Source organism: Actinoallomurus sp. CA-142502, assembly GCF_050936355.1.
Classification (GTDB): Bacteria; Actinomycetota; Actinomycetes; order Streptosporangiales; family Streptosporangiaceae; genus Actinoallomurus; species Actinoallomurus iriomotensis.
Map to the genome: position 1 here is coordinate 10427222 of NZ_JBNJMY010000001.1, position 18468 is coordinate 10445689.

Annotated in this window: 18 protein-coding genes; 2 read left to right on the forward strand and 16 right to left on the reverse strand. The window is 72.5% G+C overall.

The features are described from left to right. Window positions 1–8: 8 nt before the first annotated feature. From ACQEV1_RS48910 to ACQEV1_RS48940, 7 genes are all read right to left on the reverse strand, one after another. Window positions 9–419 (reverse strand): MmcQ/YjbR family DNA-binding protein, encoded by a 411-nt coding sequence (locus tag ACQEV1_RS48910; protein WP_285625559.1) that lies wholly within the window; start codon window positions 417–419, stop codon window positions 9–11. 1 nt (window position 420) lies between these two features. After that, window positions 421–1038, reverse strand: coding sequence for an MBL fold metallo-hydrolase (locus tag ACQEV1_RS48915; RefSeq protein WP_285626164.1), 618 nt, complete (start codon window positions 1036–1038; stop codon window positions 421–423). A gap of 239 nt (window positions 1039–1277) precedes the next feature. After that, complete coding sequence (locus tag ACQEV1_RS48920) at window positions 1278–2363, reverse strand: S-(hydroxymethyl)mycothiol dehydrogenase (RefSeq protein ID WP_433404696.1); 1086 nt, start codon at window positions 2361–2363, stop codon at window positions 1278–1280. Between the two features lie 53 nt (window positions 2364–2416). Beyond that, the gene (locus ACQEV1_RS48925) at window positions 2417–3301 is read right to left on the reverse strand and encodes an NUDIX hydrolase (RefSeq protein WP_285625551.1); all 885 of its coding nucleotides are present in this window, start codon (window positions 3299–3301) and stop codon (window positions 2417–2419) included. Beyond that, window positions 3294–5363, reverse strand: coding sequence for an RNA degradosome polyphosphate kinase (locus tag ACQEV1_RS48930; protein ID WP_285625549.1), 2070 nt, complete (start codon window positions 5361–5363; stop codon window positions 3294–3296). Before ACQEV1_RS48930 ends, ACQEV1_RS48925 begins: the two co-directional genes overlap by 8 nt. Window positions 5364–5440: 77 nt before the next feature. Beyond that, entirely contained in the window at window positions 5441–6355 is a 915-nt protein-coding gene (locus tag ACQEV1_RS48935) for a hydroxymethylglutaryl-CoA lyase (RefSeq protein ID WP_285579336.1), read from the reverse strand. A 38-nt stretch (window positions 6356–6393) separates the two neighbouring features. After that, the gene (locus ACQEV1_RS48940; protein WP_285625546.1) at window positions 6394–7740 is read right to left on the reverse strand and encodes an MFS transporter; all 1347 of its coding nucleotides are present in this window, start codon (window positions 7738–7740) and stop codon (window positions 6394–6396) included. A gap of 90 nt (window positions 7741–7830) precedes the next feature. On the opposite strand from ACQEV1_RS48940, the gene ACQEV1_RS48945 reads away from it, so the two are divergent. Continuing rightward, window positions 7831–8715 (forward strand): LysR family transcriptional regulator, encoded by an 885-nt coding sequence (locus tag ACQEV1_RS48945; protein WP_433404700.1) that lies wholly within the window; start codon window positions 7831–7833, stop codon window positions 8713–8715. Between the two features lie 3 nt (window positions 8716–8718). Here the strand turns inward: ACQEV1_RS48945 and ACQEV1_RS48950 are convergent, their stop codons facing one another. Next, entirely contained in the window at window positions 8719–10212 is a 1494-nt protein-coding gene (locus tag ACQEV1_RS48950; protein WP_433404703.1) for an SEL1-like repeat protein, read from the reverse strand. 156 nt (window positions 10213–10368) lie between these two features. Between ACQEV1_RS48950 and ACQEV1_RS48955 the strand changes: the two genes are divergently transcribed. Continuing rightward, entirely contained in the window at window positions 10369–10890 is a 522-nt protein-coding gene (locus tag ACQEV1_RS48955; protein WP_433404706.1) for a hypothetical protein, read from the forward strand. Here ACQEV1_RS48955 and ACQEV1_RS48960 read toward each other — a convergent pair. The 8 genes from ACQEV1_RS48960 to ACQEV1_RS48995 form a co-directional block, all read right to left on the reverse strand. Continuing rightward, complete coding sequence (locus ACQEV1_RS48960; RefSeq protein ID WP_433404708.1) at window positions 10887–11858, reverse strand: adenylate/guanylate cyclase domain-containing protein; 972 nt, start codon at window positions 11856–11858, stop codon at window positions 10887–10889. The two genes, ACQEV1_RS48955 and ACQEV1_RS48960, sit on opposite strands and share 4 nt — an antisense overlap. 84 nt (window positions 11859–11942) lie before the next feature. Beyond that, a complete protein-coding gene (locus ACQEV1_RS48965) occupies window positions 11943–12431 on the reverse strand; it encodes a PH domain-containing protein (protein ID WP_433404711.1) in 489 nt (162 codons plus the stop codon). A gap of 82 nt (window positions 12432–12513) precedes the next feature. Next, window positions 12514–13164: a hypothetical protein gene (locus ACQEV1_RS48970; RefSeq protein ID WP_285625532.1), complete on the reverse strand. Its 651-nt coding sequence runs from the start codon at window positions 13162–13164 to the stop codon at window positions 12514–12516. Between the two features lie 51 nt (window positions 13165–13215). Further along, window positions 13216–15753, reverse strand: coding sequence for an FtsK/SpoIIIE domain-containing protein (locus tag ACQEV1_RS48975; RefSeq protein ID WP_285625529.1), 2538 nt, complete (start codon window positions 15751–15753; stop codon window positions 13216–13218). 37 nt (window positions 15754–15790) lie between these two features. Further along, window positions 15791–16051 (reverse strand): hypothetical protein, encoded by a 261-nt coding sequence (locus ACQEV1_RS48980; RefSeq protein ID WP_285579353.1) that lies wholly within the window; start codon window positions 16049–16051, stop codon window positions 15791–15793. A gap of 74 nt (window positions 16052–16125) precedes the next feature. Further along, window positions 16126–16950 (reverse strand): biotin--[acetyl-CoA-carboxylase] ligase, encoded by an 825-nt coding sequence (locus ACQEV1_RS48985; protein ID WP_433404716.1) that lies wholly within the window; start codon window positions 16948–16950, stop codon window positions 16126–16128. A 20-nt stretch (window positions 16951–16970) separates the two neighbouring features. Continuing rightward, the gene (locus tag ACQEV1_RS48990) at window positions 16971–17960 is read right to left on the reverse strand and encodes an NYN domain-containing protein (protein ID WP_433404719.1); all 990 of its coding nucleotides are present in this window, start codon (window positions 17958–17960) and stop codon (window positions 16971–16973) included. Between the two features lie 59 nt (window positions 17961–18019). Continuing rightward, on the reverse strand, window positions 18020–18460 hold the full coding sequence (locus ACQEV1_RS48995; RefSeq protein ID WP_285579360.1) for a GNAT family N-acetyltransferase: 441 nt from the start codon (window positions 18458–18460) through the stop codon (window positions 18020–18022). Between the last annotated feature and the right edge of the window lie 8 nt (window positions 18461–18468).

An 18468-nucleotide genomic window follows, 5' to 3' on the forward strand; every position in this document is an offset into this window, starting at 1 on the left:
GGCAGGCGCTACGCCGGACCCCGCGCCTCGGGCGGCCGGCCGAGGTGACTTTCCGCCAGCGGGCGCGGCGCGCAGGCCAGCCAGGCGTCGGTGATCGCCTCGGCCAGCTCCTCCTCGCCCACGCGCCGGAGTTGGATGAGGACGGTGGCGTGCCCGTCGAAGTGCGGGATCGTGAAGAAGGACTCCGGGTGGGCGGCCAGCACGGCCTCCTTCTCGCCGAGATCCTCGACCCGGACGGCCAGGATCGGGCCGTCCGGCGGGGTGGCGTCCCCGAACCGCTTGAGGTCGGCCTTGCGGAACGGGCGTTCCCAGGCGAAACCCTTGCCCCTGACCAGCCACGTGCGGTTGCCGTAGCGCGTGCCCTCGGTCACCTCGGGCAGCGCCGAGGCGATCCGCTCCGCGTCCTCCAGGCTCGCCACCTCAGTGGCCCCGGGCGATCCACTCGTCGAGGTGCGGCGCCTCGTCGCCGATCGTCGTGGTGTCGCCGTGGCCGGTCCGTACGACGGTGTCCGGCGGGAGGGTCAGCAGGCGGTCGCGGATCGAGCCGACGATGACGCCGAAGTCGGAGTAGGACCGGCCGGTCGCGCCCGGGCCGCCGTTGAACAGTGTGTCGCCGGTGAACACCGTGCCCAGGTCCGGGGCGTACAGGCAGACCGCGCCCGGGGCGTGGCCCGGCGTGTGCAGGACGCGCAGGGTCGTGCCGGCCACGGTCAGCTCGTCCCCGTCCGCGAGTGCGCGGTCCGGGTCGCGGTCGGGGTAGGTCATCCGCCACAGCACCATGTCGTCCGGGTGCAGCAGGATCGGCGCGCCCGTGCGGTCGGCCAGCTCGGCCGCGGCGTCGATGTGGTCGTCGTGGGCGTGGGTGGACACGATCGCGGTCAGGCGGCGGTCGCCGACCGCGGCGGCGATCGCGTCGGCGTCGTGCGCGGCGTCGATGACGAGCACCTCGCGGTCGTCGCCGACCAGCCACACGTTGTTGTCGACGTCCCAGGTGCCCCCGTCGAGGCTGAACGTCCCGGAGGTGACGAGATGACCGATCACAGTGCCTCCCGTTCACTCCGCGCGTTCGGCCGGTGCTCTGGCATCAGGTGGCTCGCCGATGCCTCACGAACGTCGCTCACAGTGCCTTCCGTTCACTCCGCGCGTTCGGCCGGTGCTCTGGCATCAGGTGGCTCGCCGATGCCTCACGAACGTCGCTCACAGTGCCTTCCGTTCACTCCGCGCGTTCGGCCGGTGCTCTGGCATCAGGTGGCTCGCCGATGCCTCACGAACGTCGCTCACAGGTTCACCACCGAACGCAGGACCTCGCCGCGCTCCATCTTGCCGAACGCCTCCTCGACCTCGTCCAGGCCGATGGTCTCGGAGACGAAGCCGTCGAGGTCGAGCCGGCCCTGGAGGTACAGGTCGACCAGCATCGGGAAGTCGCGGGAGGGCAGGCAGTCGCCGTACCAGGAGGACTTCAGCGACCCGCCGCGGCCGAACACCTCGAGCAGCGGGAGTTCGATCTTCATGTCCGGGGTGGGCACGCCGACGAGGACGACCGTGCCGGCCAGGTCGCGGGCGTAGAACGCCTGCTCGTACGTCTCGGGCCGGCCGATGGCCTCGACCACGACGTCGGCGCCGTGGCCGCCGGTCAGCTCGCGGATCGCCTCGACCGGGTCGGTCTCGCGGGAGTTCACCGTGTCGGTGGCGCCGAAGCCGCGGGCCCACTCCAGCTTCCGGTCGTCGATGTCGACGGCGATGATCTTCGCGGCGCCGGCCAGGCGCGCCCCGGCGATCGCGGCGTCGCCGACACCGCCGCAGCCGATGACCGCGACCGAGTCGCCTCGCGTCACGCCGCCGGTGTTGATCGCCGCCCCGAGGCCGGCCATGACGCCGCAGCCCAGCAGCCCGGCGGCGGCGGGCGAGGCGGCCGGGTTCACCTTGGTGCACTGGCCCGCGTGCACGAGGGTCTTCTCGGCGAACGCGCCGATGCCCAGGGCTGGCGAGAGCTCGGTGCCGTCGGTCAGCGTCATCTTCTGGGCGGCGTTGTGCGTCGCGAAGCAGTACCAGGGACGCCCGCGCAGGCAGGCGCGGCACTGCCCGCAGACCGCGCGCCAGTTGAGGATGACGAAGTCGCCCGGCGCGACGTCGGTGACGCCGTCACCGACCGCCTCGACCACACCGGCGGCCTCGTGGCCGAGCAGGAACGGGAACTCGTCGTTGATGCCGCCCTCGCGATAGTGCAGGTCGGTGTGGCACACGCCGCAGGACTGGACCTGAACGAGCGCCTCGCCGGGGCCCGGATCGGGCACGACGATCGTCTCGATGGCGACCTGCGCGCCCTTGGAACGCGCGACGACCCCTCGTACCTCGTGCGGCATCGATCAACACCCTTCGTCGGCCGGACACGGCATACGAGAACTATCACATCGCCTCAGAGGCGGTGCCGCTCCGCGGAGACGAGCGCGTCACGGGCGACGTGCAGCACCCAGAAGCCGCCCTTGGGCAGCCGGGGATCCTCCGGCACGGGAGCGCCGAGCGTCTCGCAGGCGCGCTCGATCAGCTCGGGCACCAGCTCGCCGTGCGTGCAGACGAGCGCGGCGGCGCCCTCCCCGATGATCTGGGCGAACCGTCCGCCCGCCTCCTTCGAGGCGGCCATCGGCGTGCCCACCGAGAACGCCCAGTCGGTGCGGATGTCGGCGCTCATCCGCGCGGCGTACGGCAGCACGGTCTCCATGCAGCGGGCGGTCGCGGAGCTGAACACCCGGGTCTGGCCGTACCCGGCCAGCGTCTCGGCCAGCGCCGCGGCCTCGGCGCGACCGCGCTCGTCGAGCGGCCGCAGCACGTCGTCGCCGTCCCACTCGTGCTTGTCGCCGGCCGAGGTGTGCCGCAGCACGATGTACGGCGTGGTCCGGTTGGGTCCTGCGGCGAACTCACGCAGCAGGTCGGCGTCGTGCTCGTAGCTCAGCCGCCGCTCGGCCTCGGGCACCGGCAGCCACTCGACCCGGTCGATCTCCTCGTTCGGGCGGAAGTCGCCGCCGTTGCCGGTGGCCGCCCAGTAGTCGACGCGCTTGGACCGGCTCTCCTTCACGTACTCGCGGGCGGGCAGGCGGCGGCCCAGGACGGGCCAGACGCCGCTCTCCTCCCACACCTCGCGTACGGCCGTGCGGAGCATGTGCTCGCCGTCCTTGGCCTTGCCCTTGGGGAAGGACCAGTCGTCGTACTTGGGGCGGTGGACCAGCGCGACCTCGGGACCGTTCCGTCCGGGCCGCCACAGGACGGCGCCCGCCGCCCGGATCTGGTCGGGGCCATCACCCATCGACGGTCCTCCATCGCCGCGTCCGCATGAGGTGGGTCTGAATGTGCGTGGAACCGCCGTGCCGGGTCCAGTTGCCCTCTTCGTCCAGCAGCCAGCACTGGGTGTCCATGCCCATCGCCAGGTCGAAGCGGCCCAGCAGGTCCGCGCAGTGGTTCCGGTCGGTGACGCGTACGAGCACCTCGACGCGGCGGTCCAGGTTGCGGTGCATGAGGTCGGCGCTGCCGATCCACACCTCCGCCTCGCCGCCGTTCTCGAAGGCGTACAGGCGCGAGTGCTCCAGGAAGCGGCCGAGGATGCTGCGGACCTGGATCGTCTCCGACAGCCCGTGCACGCCCGGCCGCAGGGCGCAGATGCCGCGCACCCAGATGTCGATCGGCACGCCCGCCTGCGACGCCCGGTACAGCGCGTCGATGATCACTTCGTCCACGAGGGAGTTGCACTTGAAGCGGATGTGCGCCGGGCGGCCCCGCAGCTGGCTGTCGATCTCCCGCTCGATGCGGCTCACCAGCCCGGCGCGGAGGGAGTCCGGCGCGACCAGGAGCCGGCGGTACTCGGTGTCACGCGTGTAGCCGGTGAGGTGGTTGAACAGGTCCGTGACGTCCTCGCCCACCTGCGGGTCTGCGGTCAGCAGGCCGTAGTCCTCGTAGACGCGGGCGGTCTTGGGGTTGTAGTTGCCGGTGCCGATGTGGCAGTAGCGGCGCAGCGTGCCGTCGGACTCCTCGCGGACGACGAGGGCCAGCTTGCAGTGCGTCTTGAGGCCGACGAAGCCGTAGACGACGTGGCAGCCGGCCTGCTCCAGCTTGCGGGCCCAGGTGATGTTGGCGCGCTCGTCGAACCGCGCCTTGATCTCCACCACCACGACGACCTGCTTGCCCGCCTCGGCCGCGTCGATGAGCGCGTCGATGATCGGTGAGTCGCCGCTCGTCCGGTAGAGCGTCTGCTTGATCGCCAGCACCTGCGGGTCGGCGGCGGCGTCCTCGATGAGCCGTTCGACGCTCGTCGTGAAGGAGTCGTACGGGTGGTGCACGAGCACGTCATGGTCGCGCAGCGTGGCGAAGATGTCGGTGTCGTGCGGGAGCGCCGCCTCCGAGGGCACGAACGGCGGGTACTTCAGCTCGCTGCGGTCCAGGTCGGCGATCGCACCGAGGCCGCCGAGGTCGAGCGGGCCGGGCACCCGGTAGACCGAGCTCTCGTCCAGGCCGAGCTCGGTGGTCAGCAGTTCGAGCACCTCCGGCGTGATCGACTCCTCGACCTCCAGCCGGACGACCGGGCCGAAGCGGCGGCGCAGCAGCTCGCGCTCCAGCGCCTGCAGGAGGTTCTCCGCGATGTCCTCGTCCACCTCCAGGTCCTGGTTGCGGGTGACGCGGAACGCGTGGTGTTCGAGGATCTCGGTGCCGGTGAACAGCTGCGGGAGGTTCTCCGCGATCACGTCCTCGAGCGGGACGAACCGCGACGGCGACGCCTCCAGGAACCTCGGCAACAGCGGCGGCACCTTGACCCGGGCGAAGAGCGTCTCCTCGGTCTCGGGGTCGCGGACCACGACGGCGAGGTTGAGTGACAGGCCGGAGATGTACGGGAAGGGGTGTGCCGGATCGACGACGAGCGGGGTGAGCACCGGATAGATCCGCCGCCGGAACAGGCGGTGGAGCTGTTCCTTCTCGGTGTCGGCCAGCTCGTCCCAGCGCAGGATCTCGATGCCCTCCTTGGCGAGGGCGGGCAGGATCTCGTCGTGGAAGCAGGCCGCGTGCCTGAGCATCAGCTCGTGGGCGACCTCGGAGGTCCGGGCGAGCACCTCGCGCGGCTGCCGGCCGCTCGCGGTCTGCACGGCGATCCCGGTGGCCATGCGCCGGGTCAGCCCGGCGACCCGGACCATGAAGAACTCGTCCAGGTTGCTGGCGAAGATCGACAGGAAGCGGACGCGTTCGAGCAGCGGAAGTTCCGGGTCTCCGGCCAGGTCCAGCACACGCTGGTTGAACCGCAGCCAGCTCTCCTCGCGATCAAGAAACCGGTCCTCGGGGAACTCACCCTCTACCTCGGAGAATTGTCCGGCTTCGACACTCATGACAGATATGCTCCCCGCCTAATGTGAACTTGAAGCCAACGGGGGCTTACCTTCCTGAGATCCGGACGCCCGATCGCTCAGGGCGAGATCGTGCGACTCCGGGGGCCCGCGCGCAGCACCTGTGAGGGCAGCGTGTGGCCCACCATCGTCTCCGCCCGGGCGGCGACGTCGATGAGCGCCTCCAGGTCGACGCCCGTGGCCACGCCCATGTCCTCCACCATGTGAACCAGTTCCTCGGACGCGATGTTCCCGGTCGCGCCGGGAGCGTACGGGCAGCCGCCCAGGCCGCCGACACTGGCGTCGAAGTCGGCCACGCCCAGTTGGAGCGCCGCGAGCACGTTCGCCAGGCCCGTGCCACGGGTGTTGTGGAAGTGCAGGTTGAGCGAGGTGTCGGGGTTGGCCATGCGGAACTCGCCGACCAGCCGGGTCACCCGCGGTGGGGTCGCCATGCCCGTCGTGTCGCCGAACGAGGCGCTGTCGGCGCCGTCGCGCACCGCCCGCGAGGCGGCCCCGACGACCCGCTCGACCGGCACGTCACCCTCGTACGGGCAGCCCCACGCGGTGGAGACGATCACCTGGCAGGTGGCGCCGCGGCCGTGCGCCAGGTCGATGATCTTGGCGATGTCGTCGAGCGACTCCTCGGTGGAGCGGTTGACGTTCTTGCGGTTGTGCGTGTCGGAGGCCGAGACCACGACCTCCAGCTCGGTGAAGCCCGCGTCCAGGGCGCGCTCGGCGCCACGCAGGTTCGGCACCAGGGCCGAGTAGCGTACGTCGCCGGCGCGCCGCACCCGGCTCCACACCTCGTCGGCGTCCGCCATCTGCGGGATCGCCTTCGGATGCACGAACGACACGGCCTCGATGCGGCCGACGCCGGTGTGCGACAGGGCGTCGATCAGCTCGACCTTGGCCTCGGTCGGCACCGGCTCCTCGTTCTGCAGACCATCGCGCGGCCCCACCTCACGCAACGAGATCCGATCGGGCAGGTCGGTCATGTGGCACCTCCTGCCGCCAATCTAGTGCGCTCACGCTCTCAGCGCCGATCACCCGCGAGGGCGAACCAGGCGCCCGCCGCCAGGCAGACCACCGCCGCGAGGAGCAGCGCGTACGCCGCCCCGTGCCCGAATACGGCGCCCATCGCGGCGACGCCGATGGTCGCCCCGGTCTGGCGTGCGGCGTTCAGCGTGCCGCCCGCCGCGCCGGCCGTGCCCTCCGGCGCGACGTCGAGGACGGCCGCGACCAGGGAGGGCAGCACGAACGAGACGCCGAACCCGGTCAGCAGCAGCCCGACGGCGAGCACCGCGTACCCGGCCCCGGCGGCGACCGCCCAGCCGAGCGCCGCACCGCCCAGCGTCAGCAGCGTCATCCCCGCCAGGATCGGCGGCCGCGGCCCGACCCGCGCGACGATCCGGCCGGTCACCGGCGGGTTCGCCACGAACGGCACGGTGAGCGGCAGGAAGGCCAGCCCGCTGACGGCCGCGCCGAGGTGCCGCTGTTCCTGGAGCAGCAGCGGCAGCACGAACAGGCTTCCGTTGAGCGCGAAGTTCACCGCCGCGCCGGCCGCCAGCCCGGCCCGCACCCCGCCCGCGCGCAGCAGCGCACGGTCGATCACCGGCGCGACGCTGCGCCGCTCCAGGACGGCGAACCCGGCCGCCGCGAGCACCGTGGCCGTCCCGGAGACGACGACGTGCGCCCAGGAGCGGGCGCCGGCGGCGATCAGCGCGTCGGTCAGCAGCGCGAGGACCGCGCAGGCGGCGAGCTGGGCCGCCCAGTCGACCCGCCGCCCGCCGCGCGGGCAGCGCACCGCGGGTCCCGCGACGAGCGCGAGCACGGCCAGCGCGATCGGCACGTTCACCAGGAAGATCGCACGCCAGCCCACGAGGTCGACCAGCACGCCGCCGGCGATCGGGCCCGCCGCGACCGCGGCGCCGCTGACCGACGCCCAGACCGCGACCGCACGGGTGCGCTCGGCCGGCACGGGGTAGAGCCGCGCGATCATCGCCATCGACGCGGGCACGCACGCCGCACCGGCGGCGCCGAGCAGCACCCGCAGCGCGATGAGGACGCCCAGCACCGGGGCGAACGCGGACAGCAGCGAGCCGAGCCCGAACACCGCGACCGCGACGCGGAACACCCGGTGCGCCCCGTACCGGTCGGCCACGGCTCCGGCCGACAGCAGGAGCGCGCCGAACACCACGGTGTAGCCGGTCGTCGCCCACTGCAGCCCGGACACCGAGGTGTGCAGCGAGGCGGCCAGGTCCGGCTCGGCCACCGACAGCACGGTCATGTCGAGCAGCACCATGAAGTAGCCGAGAGCGATGCCGAAGAGCGCGAGCCCGTGCCCGGCTCCGGCCCGTACGGGGAGTCTCAGAGTGGTCATGGGCCCCCACTGTCCGGGCCGGGCCTCACGCGCTCCACCGGCCGGCCCGCACGCCCGTTCGGAATTTCCGAACGCCACCGCGCGGTTGCGATGGCCGTGGAGCTCCACCAGCTACGGACCTTCGAGGCCGTCGTACGTCACCGGACCGTCACCGACGCCGCCGTCGCGCTCGACCGGGCGCCCTCCAGCGTGTCCGCGCAGATCCGCGCCCTGGAGCGGTCGCTCGGGGTGCCCCTGTTCGAGCGGACCCCGGCGGGGATGCGGCCGACCGGGGCGGGCGAGCGGCTGCTGGTCTGGGCCCGCCGCCTCCTCGACCAGGCCGAACAGGCGCGCGCCGAGGTGGCCGGGCGGCCCCGGCAGGTACGGCTCGGCGCGCTGGAGACCATCGCCGCCACGTACGTGCCGCGTGTGCTGGCCCGGCTCGCCGAGCGCCGCCCCGGCGTCGAGGTCGAGGTCCGCCCCGGTGTGAGCCGCGATGACCTGATGGCCGACGTCGGCGCGGGACGGCTGGAGGCGGCGCTGGTCCTGGACACCGGCGACGCCCTCGGCGGCCTGGGCTTCCCGGCGCCGCCGGAGCCCCTGACCTTCCTCGACGTCGACGCGGTCCCGCTCGCCCTGGTCGCCGCCCCGGGCCACCCGCTGGCCGGCCGCGACGGCCTCACCCCGGCCGACCTGGCCGGTGAGCGCCTGCTCGTGGGGGACCCGAACTGCTCCTTCCGCCTGGCCGCGGACCGGGTGCTCGGCCCCGGGCCGGAGCGCGTCCCGGCGGGCGCGGTGCCGGTGATGCGCTCCTGGGCCGAGCACGGGCTCGGGGTGGCTCTGCTGCCGGAGTTCGGGGTGACCTCCGCCTGCGAGAGCGGCACCCTGGCCCGGCTCGACCTGCCGGCCCCCGCGCTGAGCCTGCGCCTGGTCTGGCGCGGCGACCGGGAGGACGTACCGGGCCTGCGCGACGTGCTCTACGCCGCCTGCGCCTGACGCTCAGGAGGGGGTGTTCTCCGCCGAGATCGCCTTGATGAGCCCCTCCTCGGTGAACCCGACCGTGAGGTTCCGGCCGTCCGGGAAGCGCCCCTGGATCACGTCGGGGCCCTCCGCGATCCCGGCGCCGTAGTGCGCGATGAAACCGCGGACGACCCGGCGAGGGTCGGACGGGAAGACCTCGACGGCGGTCATCAGCAGGCGCGGGGCCGCGAGCGGGTCGTAGCCGGCGGCGGGCAGCTGCGGGTCGTCGATGTGGAAGTACGCCGAACCCTTGCCCTCGTTGATCCCCACGCTGTGGACGCCGTTGCCGCCGAGCAGGGCGCCGGCGGCGATGGCCATCGTGGTCGCGGCCTGGTGCGGCTGCGGGAAGCCGGAGAGCTCCAGGCGTCCGACCGTGAGTTCCGGGATGTCGTGGTCGCGGCCGTACTCGCGGATGGCCTCCAGCGGCGCGATGGCGGGATGGTCGTCACCGTAGTGCTGGTTGGCCCAGGACCACAGCCACGACTGGTCCAGGTGCGAGAAGCTGCCGAGCAGGGTGACGCCGTGGTACGTGCGGCCCCCGGTGGTCAGCGTCCGCTCGTCGACGTTGAAGTCGACGTGGTCGCCCTCCAGGGCCGCGTTCAGCACGTCCTGCCGGTGGATCGCCGCGGCCGAACCCTCGCTCGCGAACGCCTCGAACGCCGGGCTGTAGGCGCCCAGCCCGTCCGTCAGGTCTCGCCAGAACCTGGCCTGGTCCTGGTCGCCGTTCCGTTCGCAGAAGTCGGCAAGCGCGTCGGCCGCGCCGCGGTGCCCGAAATCCTCCACCGCCCTCCGGAACCACTTGGCGGACGACTCCCAGTCGGCCCGCCGCTTGAACACCACTCCGAGGCTGTGGGCGGCCTTCGGATGCCGGAGTTCCGCGGCCCGCTCCCAGGCCGCCGCCATCGCGGCCTCATCGCCCTGGTCACGCCGGACGTGTCCCAGGTTGTACGCGGCGCCGGCGTTGCCGCGTTCGGCCGCGCGCTCGTACCACTCGGCGGCCTTCTCCAGGTCGCCGTTGCCGTCGTTGTCATGGATCTTGCCGATGTTGAACGCGGCCTCGTGGGCGCCGAGTTCCCAGGCACGGTGGTAGACGTCCATGGCCTCGGGCATGGCACCCCGGTGCTCCAGGAGCACCCCCAGATTGAGAGTGCCGCCCACGTGGCCGCCTTCGGCGGCCTGCCGGTACCACCGCTCGGCCTCCTCCAGGTCCTCCCGGCGTTCCGCGGAGTAGCCGGTCTCGAAAGCACCGGCGGGCACGCCCTGCTCGGCGGCGCGGCGGCACCACATCCGCCCACCGTCGTCGTCCCCGCGGTCGAACAGGCCGATGCCCAGGTCGTACGCGGCGACCGGGTGCCCGGCCTCGAACGCCTGCTGGAACAGGTCTTCGGCCTCCTCCCACACCCCCTCACGCTGGGCGGCCAGGGCGCGCTCACGCAATTCCACCGCGGCGGATGGGTACTGGGCATCGGTCATGCGGAGAGCCTCCAGAGGTGTCGAAGCGACGGACGGATCGGGTTCCCGATTACATCTACCGACGCGCCCGACCGTCATCGCGTTCCCTCGGCCCGTACGCCGCCGTGCACCTACGGCCTGTCCGAAACCCACGATGGTGGACCGTAGGATTCCCCCATGTTCAGGGCGGGGGTCGGCTTCTACGCGCTCTTCGGCGTCGGCTGGTTGATGTTGGGCATCGGCCGTTTCGGCGGAGGTGTCGCGGGGGTGGGCCTGCCGCTCGGCCTGCTGGTCGCGCTGGGTCTGATGCTCACCGCGAAGCGTCGGTTGCCGGACGCGGCCGGTGGGCCACCGCCGGCACGGCACCGGCGGCGCTTCGCGCAGGTCAACGCGGCGCAGTGGGTGCTGATCGCCGTCGTGGCCGCTGCCTGCGGCAGGACGGGCCGTCCCGGCCTGATCTCGCCGCTGGTCGCGCTGATCGTCGGCGCGCACTTCTTCCCGTTGGCCGGGGTCTTCGCCCAGCCGCGGATGCGCGTGCCCGCAGCACTGCTGATCACGGCCGGCGTCGCGGGCCCGGCCGTATGGATCGCGCACGGGTCCCAGGGTGTGGTCTCCACCGTCGTCGGGGTGGCCTGTGCGCTGACCTTGTGGGGCACCGCCGCCTGGACGATCGCCTCGAGTGGGACGGTCCGCGCCTAGCGACGCCGGAGGACGTACGGCTGGATCATGCCGAGGCCGTGGGCGCGGCGGCGGGTGATGCGCGTCAGCTCGTACGCGGCATCGTCGCGCAGTTCGGCGGCCAGGCCCGCGTCGACCAGCGCCGTGCCGGGGCGGGCCATCGTGGTCAGCCGGCTGGCGAGGTTCACCGTGGTGCCGAACACGTCGCCGCGCAGCGGCAGCACCGGGCCGTACGCGATGCCGACCCGCACGTCGGGGATGCCCTCGTCCTCGCGGACCGCCTCCGCGACGGCCAGGCCGATCTCGGCCCCGGTCCGTGCGGTGTCGGCGCTGAACAGGACCTCGTCGCCGAGGGTCTTCACGAGCCGCCCGCCGTGCTCGGCGACGACGTCCGAGGCCGTCTCCTCGAATCGCTCCACGAGCCGGGCCAGCTCGCGTTCGTCCAGGTCACGGCTCGTACGGGTGAACGCCACCAGGTCGGCGAACCCGACCGCCGCCCGGGTCTGAAGCTCCTCGGCGCCCCGCGCGGCGAGCAGCCGCGCGCCGGCGGCGGCGAGCTGCCGCCGCCAGGCGTGCGTGATCAGGGGTTCGAGCTCGGCGAGGTGGGTCTCGGCGTTGGCCGTGACGACCCGCAGGGTCTCCTGGTCCGGTGCTTCGAGCGGGTCGGTCATCGCCTCGACGAGGATGTCCACCTGCCACTTCGCGAGCCGCGCCATGGTCTGCCCGACGGCGCGGGCCATGCGGAGCTTGATCTCCTCGTCGACCACGCCGGTCGGCCGCAGCCCGGCGACCCCGGCGAGCGCGGCCACGTCACCCTCGGTGAAGGCGACCACGTCGTCGGGGACGTGCGGGAACCCCAGGGCGCGCCAGAGCCGCCGGGCGAAGTCCTCCGACACCCCGGCGGCCTGGATCGCGTCGAGACTGGTGTAGCGCAGCTCACCGCCGAGCAGCAGCTCCTCGAGCCGCCGCGGATCCGGCAAATCGCTCACGAGACCTCCTGCGTCGGAGGGGCGACCAGACGCGCGTGTTCATTGGTTCGCTCGCTCCGCTCGCTCACGTCGCCTTGGCGGCCGTCACGGGCGGACGCCGTCACCGTCCGTCAGCTCCTCGACGAGGCGGTAGAGCTGGTTCTGGGTGTACTCGACCCGCGGGATCTTCTTGAGGACCAGCTGGCCGTGCTCACCGCCGGACTCGACCGAGAGCGTGCCGGTGCCGAAGATCCGCTCGATCAGACTGTGCTCGAAGGACACGTCGTTCACGCGAGTCAGCGGGATGTCGCGGCCGGAGCGGGACAGGATGCCGTGACGCATCACGAACCGGCGGTTGGTCAGCGTGTAGGTGGTCGTGACCCAGCGCAGGAAGGGCAGGAAACCCACCACGGTGATCGCCAAGACGCCGACGGCCGCGACGATCAGCCGGATGAGCGTCTGCGAGCCCCCGGCCGGGATAAAGAAGATGATCACCCCCGCCACGACGACCGAGACGATCGCCCAGAAGATCGTCGAGACGAGCGTCGACCAGTGAGGATGAAATTCGAGGATGATCCTTTCATCCTCGGTCAACGAATTCTTCGGAAGACCCATGGCGGATATCTTGACAGAAATCGCCTGGGCGGCGTGCCGCGATTACCACAGAAAGGAGCGGTCAGGTGGCGACGCGGATGATCAGGAACGTCACCGCGAACAGCCACACCGCCCCTCCGCCGATCGCGCCCGCGATCGCGGTGTCCACCGCGTACTCCTGCTCCTCGTGCGACGTGCGGTAGCGGATCCAGCCGTTCGCCGCGAGGTGGCCCAGCCAGGGCGCGAGCAGTGCCGGCAGCCCGGCGGCGAACCACCGCACCCGGCCCGCGTCGTGCAGGGCCATGCTCACCTCCAGCCCGACCAGCGTCAGGACCACCGCGACGGCGAACCCGAGCACGCCCATCCGGGCGTACCTGCCGGCGAGGGGATGGTCGACCGGCTGGCGCACCCGCAGGCGCGCGTCGTTCAGCAGTTCTTCGGCGTCGGGCCCGCGCGCGATCCGCTCGGCCGGCTCGGGCAGCGGCCCGGCCGCGTGCGGGCCGAACCGGTTGGTCAGCTCACGCCAGACGCCGGCCGCCCGCTCCTCGAGAGCGTCGAGGTGCGCCCATTCCTGCTCGACCGAGGCGTACGTCGCGGTGCGCTCCTCCTCGGCCTCCGCCAGCCGCCGCCGGGCGTCGTCGGCGGCGTGCAGCAGCCGGCCCGCCTCGGCCGCCAGCTCCTTGTACGCCTGCCGCGCCGCCCGCGGATCGATCACCTCGTACTCCGTGCTCATGGGTCGCTCGCTCGTCACACTCGCTCCGTACTCATGGGTCGCTCGCGCTCCTCACTCACCCTGGTCGCTCAGTACGGTGAACGGGATGATCGGCTGCGGAGCGCTGCCGGTGCGCTGGTCGTAGAAGAGCGCACGCCGCGCCCGCGGAGTCCAGCTCTGCAACTGACCGCCCGGCAGCGGCGTCAGCTCGCTGTCGCGTACGTCCAGGGCGACCCACGCGTCGATGGTGCGCACCGGACCGGTGCGCTCCACGACGTCGGAGCGCAGGCGGTCGACCGTGCGCCACCAGCCGAGTACGTGCATCTGGCCGTCGGGCCCGTGTTCGGCCAGCCGCCGCACCGCGGTGCGCAGCGGCGCCGAGCGCGCGGTCGCCGCGTCCACCGCGAACAGCGCGTGGTACACCGGCACCGGCCGGTCGCCGGGCTCGGGCAGCTCGGCCACGACCTCCACCCGGTGCCCCTCGTCGGCGAGCCAGCGCGCCAGCCGCGCGACGCGCGGGTCCGGCTCGCCCTCGAACAGAGCGAACTCGGCCGACCCGGGCGCGTGCCCGCGGGCCAGCGAGATCACCGCCGACGACAGCACGTCGTACGCCTCGTCGGCACGGGTGCCGATCACCGCGAGGTTGCGGCCGGGGTTGCGGTCGAAGCGCACGGTGGCGGCGCTGCCGGCCAGGTCGATCAGCTGGCCGACGACGCCCTCGCCCGGCGGCCGCACCGGCACGCTCATCAGCTCCGGCACGTGGGCGCCGTCGAAGATGCGCGGCGGCGCGAGTTGCTCGGGCCGCTGCTGCCACAGCTCGCGCTGGAGCTTGTCGAACGTGCCCGGTGCCCCGGCGTCGGGCAGCCGGGCCACGCGGTTGGCCTGCCGCGCGCCCGACTCGGCGTTGACCACGGCGCAGAACCGCGCGACCTGCTGGGCGGCGGTGTTGTCGTCGGCGAGGATGCGCCGCGCCTTGGGCAGCGCGACGCGCAGCGTGAACTGCTCAAGGATCGCGCCGCGCCCCCAGAGGGACTGCACGCCGCCGACGTTCTGGCTGGCGAGGACGAGGTGGATGCCCTGCGACCGGCCCCGGCGTGCGAGGTCGTTGAGGAGGTACAGCGACTCTTCGGTGATGCGGTCCTTCTGCTGGATCAGCACCTGGAACTCGTCGATCACGGCGACGATGCGCGGCCAATGCCCGTCGGGGTCGGCGGCGCGCAGCTCCTCGATCTTGGTGACCTCGTACTCGCGTGCGGCGGCGCCGCGGCGTTCGAGCTCGTGGCCGAGGAAGCGCAGCAGCGCCAGGCCGAACTCGCGGTCCTGGTTGATGTTCACGCCGATGAGCCGGGCGTGCGGCAGCCACGTCTTGTCGGTGCGCCCGCTCGCCAGGCGCGCGAACGACACGCCCTCCTTGAAGTCGAGGAGATAGAACTCCAGCTCGTCGGGGCTGTAGCGGGCGGCCAGCGAGCCGATCAGGGCGTACAGGAAGTTGGTCTTGCCCGAGCCCGGCGGCCCGCCGACCAGCGCGTGCACCGGATCGTCGCCGAGCAGCACCTCGACCGCCTCGTACCGGTCGACGTCCTCGCCGATCGGCGCGCGGACGCCCGGCGCCGACGACTCCTCCCACACACGCGGCGGCAGCAGCTCGGCGAAGCGCGGCGGGTCGCGCTCGATGCCGACCCACCGGGCGGCGCGCTCGCACACCGCGCGGACCAGGTCGGGCGGCGGCGGCTCGACGGTGACGTCCAGCTGCCCGGTCATCGACGTCCGCACCGTGCCGTCCGTGCCGACCTCGATCGTCTCCAGGCCGGGCGCGTGCTCCAGCGTGACGTCGCGGCAGATCACGTGGATGCCGCAGGCCGCGCCGGCGTGCATCACGCTCTCCAGGTGAGCGATCTCGTCGTCGCGCAGGCCGCGCACCGGGGCCTGCACGATCACCACCCGCCAGGGCTCCGGCCGCCGGCCGTCACGCGTGGCGGGAAGCTCGGCGAGCGAGGAGTGCCCACCGCCCAGGACGTCGCGCTGGATCCGCCGGATCTCGCGGTCGAGCGAGCTCAGCAGGTCCTTCAGCTCCTCCACGCCGTACACCGTGAGCAGGCCGGGCCGGGACAGCGCGTGGAAGCCGCCGAGACCGGCGCCCAGGCGGCGCGGGTCGTACAGGCTGATCCGCACGGTGCCGGGCCGCGTCGTCGCGACGATGCGCACCAGCAGGGAGTCCACGACGGCGTCGGCGGCGGCCATGTCGTCGCCGACGACGCGCAGGTGACCGGCGTCCAGCAGCGGCACCAGCGCGGGGATCCGCCCGTCGATCGACCCGACGCGGTAGAGGCACGGCCCGTCATCGCTCGGCTCCGGCTCGGACGGCCACCGGGTCCACGGGGCCGAGGCCGCGCCGGGGGCGACCTCGCCGGCGTAGCGCCGCCAGCGTTCGAGGATCGTCTCGGTCTCCGGGCCGCTCGTCGCGGCGGCCTCGGCGCGGGCGCGTTCGACCGCGGCCTCGGACCCGGCGATCGTCTCGTCGAGGTCGTTCCTGCGCGCGCGGATCGTCGCGCGTGCCTGCCGGACGTCCTGCCGTACCGCGGCGAGGAGCTCAGCGGGCTTCAATGTCATTTTGGGGTTCCCGGGACGTGCACGCGCGTCGGTGGTCTCAAAGCCCGTCGGAGTACTTGTTGGCCTCTTCCACGGCCGCGGCGATCTGCGCCTGGCACTCGCCGATGCTTTCCACCGCCTGCCCCATCGCCCCCAGGGAGCCCTCCAGCGCGTCGTGCTCGCTGCCCTGCGCCACGGCCACCAGGAACTGCAGTGCGGCCTCGGCCCGGCCACCGGCCTCGACGAGCAGTTGCACGGCCTGCTCCGCCTCTTCGCCGGCCTGGGCGATGGCGCCCTTGACCTCCGCAACACTGGCCATGCAAGAACCTCCGGGGGGGACGGATTACTCAATCATTAAACCGGTGGGCAAGGGGCCGGTCCAGTTGGCGTCAACTACCGGACATGTACGACATCTCCCGCATTGAGAAGATGCTCCCCATCGTCCGCGCGGACCACCAGACGGCCGGCCTCCTCGACGTCGACGGCCTCACCGATGAGCGTCGAACCGTCGGGCAGCTCGACCCGCACCCGCCGGCCCAGCGTGGCGCACATCGCCCGGTACGCCTCGCGCAGCGGCGCCTCCCCGCCCGTACGCAGCTCCTCGTGGCGGCCCTCCAGCGCGCGCAGGATCGCCCGGAGCAGCGGATCGCGGTCGGCGGGCGCCTCCTCGATGGCCAGCGAGGTCGCGGTCGGGACCGGCAGCTCGTCCGCGCGGAGGCTGACGTTCAGCCCGATGCCGACGACCACCCCGGTCTCCACCCGCTGGGCCAGGATGCCGGCCAGCTTGCGATCGCCGATCAACACGTCGTTGGGCCACTTGAGCGCGGCCTCGGCCATCCGCCCACGGCCGGCGCCCTCGACCTCGGCGAACCCCCGCAGCGCCGACACGACCGCGATCCCGGCCACCAGCGGCAGCCAGCCCAGCCGCGTGACGGACTCCTCCTGCGGGAGCAGGACGGAGAACACCAGACCCGACCTCGGCGGCGCCGACCACGTGCGGCCCATCCGGCCGCGTCCCGACGTCTGTGCCTCGGCGACCAGCACCAGGCCCGGCTCGGCGCCCTCACGGGCCAGGTCCGCCAGGTCGACGTTGGTCGAGCCGGTCTCCTCCACCACGCGGATCTCGCGCCAGAGCCCGCCGGGCCGGACGAGCGCGTGGTTCAGCGCCCGGGCGTTCAGTGGCGGCCGGTCAAGATCGGTGTACGGGGAGTCACTCACGGCAGAAACCCTAGAGGACCTCAGCGCGGTTCCTTGCCCGAGACACCGACGCCGAACTCGAACTCGCGGTAGACGCGGGCCCAGAACCCCTCACGCAGCCAGTCGCGCGCCTCCTTGTACGGCCGCAGCGAGTAGCCGAGCTCCTTCTCCCCCTCGATCAGCAGCTCCTTGTCGATGACCGTGGGCAGCATCTTGCCGGGCAGCAGGTCACGGATGTTGTCGCGGCCGCGCGTGAGGATCCACTTGTGCGCGATGTGCTCGCCGATCTCCTCCATCTGCTGGCGCGACGGGCCGAGCTTGGCGACCGAGCCGGTCTGGGCGACCTGCTGGCGCATGGAGGCCGGCGTCGGCACCGGCCGGGGCGGGCGGCCGCCGAACACGGCGGTGGGCGACGGGATCGGGGGCGCCGCGGGCGTCTCCTCGGTCTCCTCACGCGTGGTGTCGAGCTCGAAGTAGGGCTTGACGAACTCGGCGTCGACGACGTCGACGGTGTCGGACTCCCAGATCAGGCGCTCGGCCTGGTTGGTGCCGTACGGCGGCTCGACGCCCCACAGGTGGATGCGGACGCCGTAGGTCTGCGCCGCCTCCACCGCGGGCACCATGTCCTCGTCGCCGGCGATGAGGATCGCGTCGGTGACCGCGCCGTGCCGGGCGAGCGTCTCCAGGTCCTCGCGGATCTGGGCGTCCACGCCCTTCTGCTGGTTGTGCTTGTTGAGGTTGCCCAGGCGGAGCTTGACCCGCGGCAGCGGCGCGACGACCCGCTGGTCGATCGTGGGCACCCGGTCGCGCGCGGCGTCGAACCAGTAGACGCGCAGCAACTCTCCGCGCATGCAGGCGGCGGCGCGCTCCTCCAGCGCCTTGATGAGCCCTTCGGCGTTCACCCGGTAGGACCGCCGGGAGGAGATGCCGAACAGCAGGTCACCCGCCGCGGCGTAGAGGTATCCGACATCGACGAGGATGGCGAAACGCGGAAGCGGCGAGAGGTGAGGCACTGGTTCGCGAACAGTCATCACCCCTGACTCTAGGTTAAACAGAGCTCTCCGTCCCGGGTTGCTTCCTTTTACCGGTGCTACAACTGCTTGCGCATGTGCACCACGTGCCGGCCGTCCAGAGCTTCCCGTCCGGTCTCACGGTAACCCAGTGACTCGTACAGCCCGATGTTGGAGACCATCTTCTCGTTCGTGTAGAGCCGCAGCGCGGACAGCCCCAGCGACCGGGCACGGAACTCCGCGAACGCCATGAGCCGCCGCCCCAGGCCGCGTCCCTGGCGGTCGGGCCGCACCGCGACGTTCTCCACCAGCAGGACGTCGCCGTCCGTCTCCAGCACGATCAGCGCGTCCACCTCGCCGTTCTCCAGGACGTGGACGCGGCCCCGCTCGATGAGGTCGCCGTAGTCGGCGACCATCGGGAGCGGGACCACGCCGATCGACTCGGCCCACGGCTCGTAGGCCGTCCGTACGATCGTCTCCACCGCCGCGCGGTCGACGGCCTCGGCCCGCCTGATGCCCATGACGTCAG

Excerpts from the sequence above, each read along its gene's own strand:
- ACQEV1_RS48920 (WP_433404696.1), bottom strand. The coding sequence starts at position 2,363 with ATGCCGCACGAGGTACGAGGGGTCGTCGCGCGTTCCAAGGGCGCGCAG.
- ACQEV1_RS48925 (WP_285625551.1), bottom strand. The coding sequence starts at position 3,301 with ATGGGTGATGGCCCCGACCAGATCCGGGCGGCGGGCGCCGTCCTGTGG.
- ACQEV1_RS48930 (WP_285625549.1), bottom strand. The coding sequence starts at position 5,363 with ATGAGTGTCGAAGCCGGACAATTCTCCGAGGTAGAGGGTGAGTTCCCC.
- ACQEV1_RS48935 (WP_285579336.1), bottom strand. The coding sequence starts at position 6,355 with ATGACCGACCTGCCCGATCGGATCTCGTTGCGTGAGGTGGGGCCGCGC.
- ACQEV1_RS48940 (WP_285625546.1), bottom strand. The coding sequence starts at position 7,740 with ATGACCACTCTGAGACTCCCCGTACGGGCCGGAGCCGGGCACGGGCTC.
- ACQEV1_RS48945 (WP_433404700.1), top strand. The coding sequence starts at position 7,831 with ATGGCCGTGGAGCTCCACCAGCTACGGACCTTCGAGGCCGTCGTACGT.
- ACQEV1_RS48950 (WP_433404703.1), bottom strand. The coding sequence starts at position 10,212 with ATGACCGATGCCCAGTACCCATCCGCCGCGGTGGAATTGCGTGAGCGC.
- ACQEV1_RS48955 (WP_433404706.1), top strand. The coding sequence starts at position 10,369 with ATGTTCAGGGCGGGGGTCGGCTTCTACGCGCTCTTCGGCGTCGGCTGG.
- ACQEV1_RS48970 (WP_285625532.1), bottom strand. The coding sequence starts at position 13,164 with ATGAGCACGGAGTACGAGGTGATCGATCCGCGGGCGGCGCGGCAGGCG.
- ACQEV1_RS48975 (WP_285625529.1), bottom strand. The coding sequence starts at position 15,753 with ATGACATTGAAGCCCGCTGAGCTCCTCGCCGCGGTACGGCAGGACGTC.
- ACQEV1_RS48980 (WP_285579353.1), bottom strand. The coding sequence starts at position 16,051 with ATGGCCAGTGTTGCGGAGGTCAAGGGCGCCATCGCCCAGGCCGGCGAA.
- ACQEV1_RS48990 (WP_433404719.1), bottom strand. The coding sequence starts at position 17,960 with ATGACTGTTCGCGAACCAGTGCCTCACCTCTCGCCGCTTCCGCGTTTC.
- ACQEV1_RS48995 (WP_285579360.1), bottom strand. The coding sequence starts at position 18,460 with ATGGGCATCAGGCGGGCCGAGGCCGTCGACCGCGCGGCGGTGGAGACG.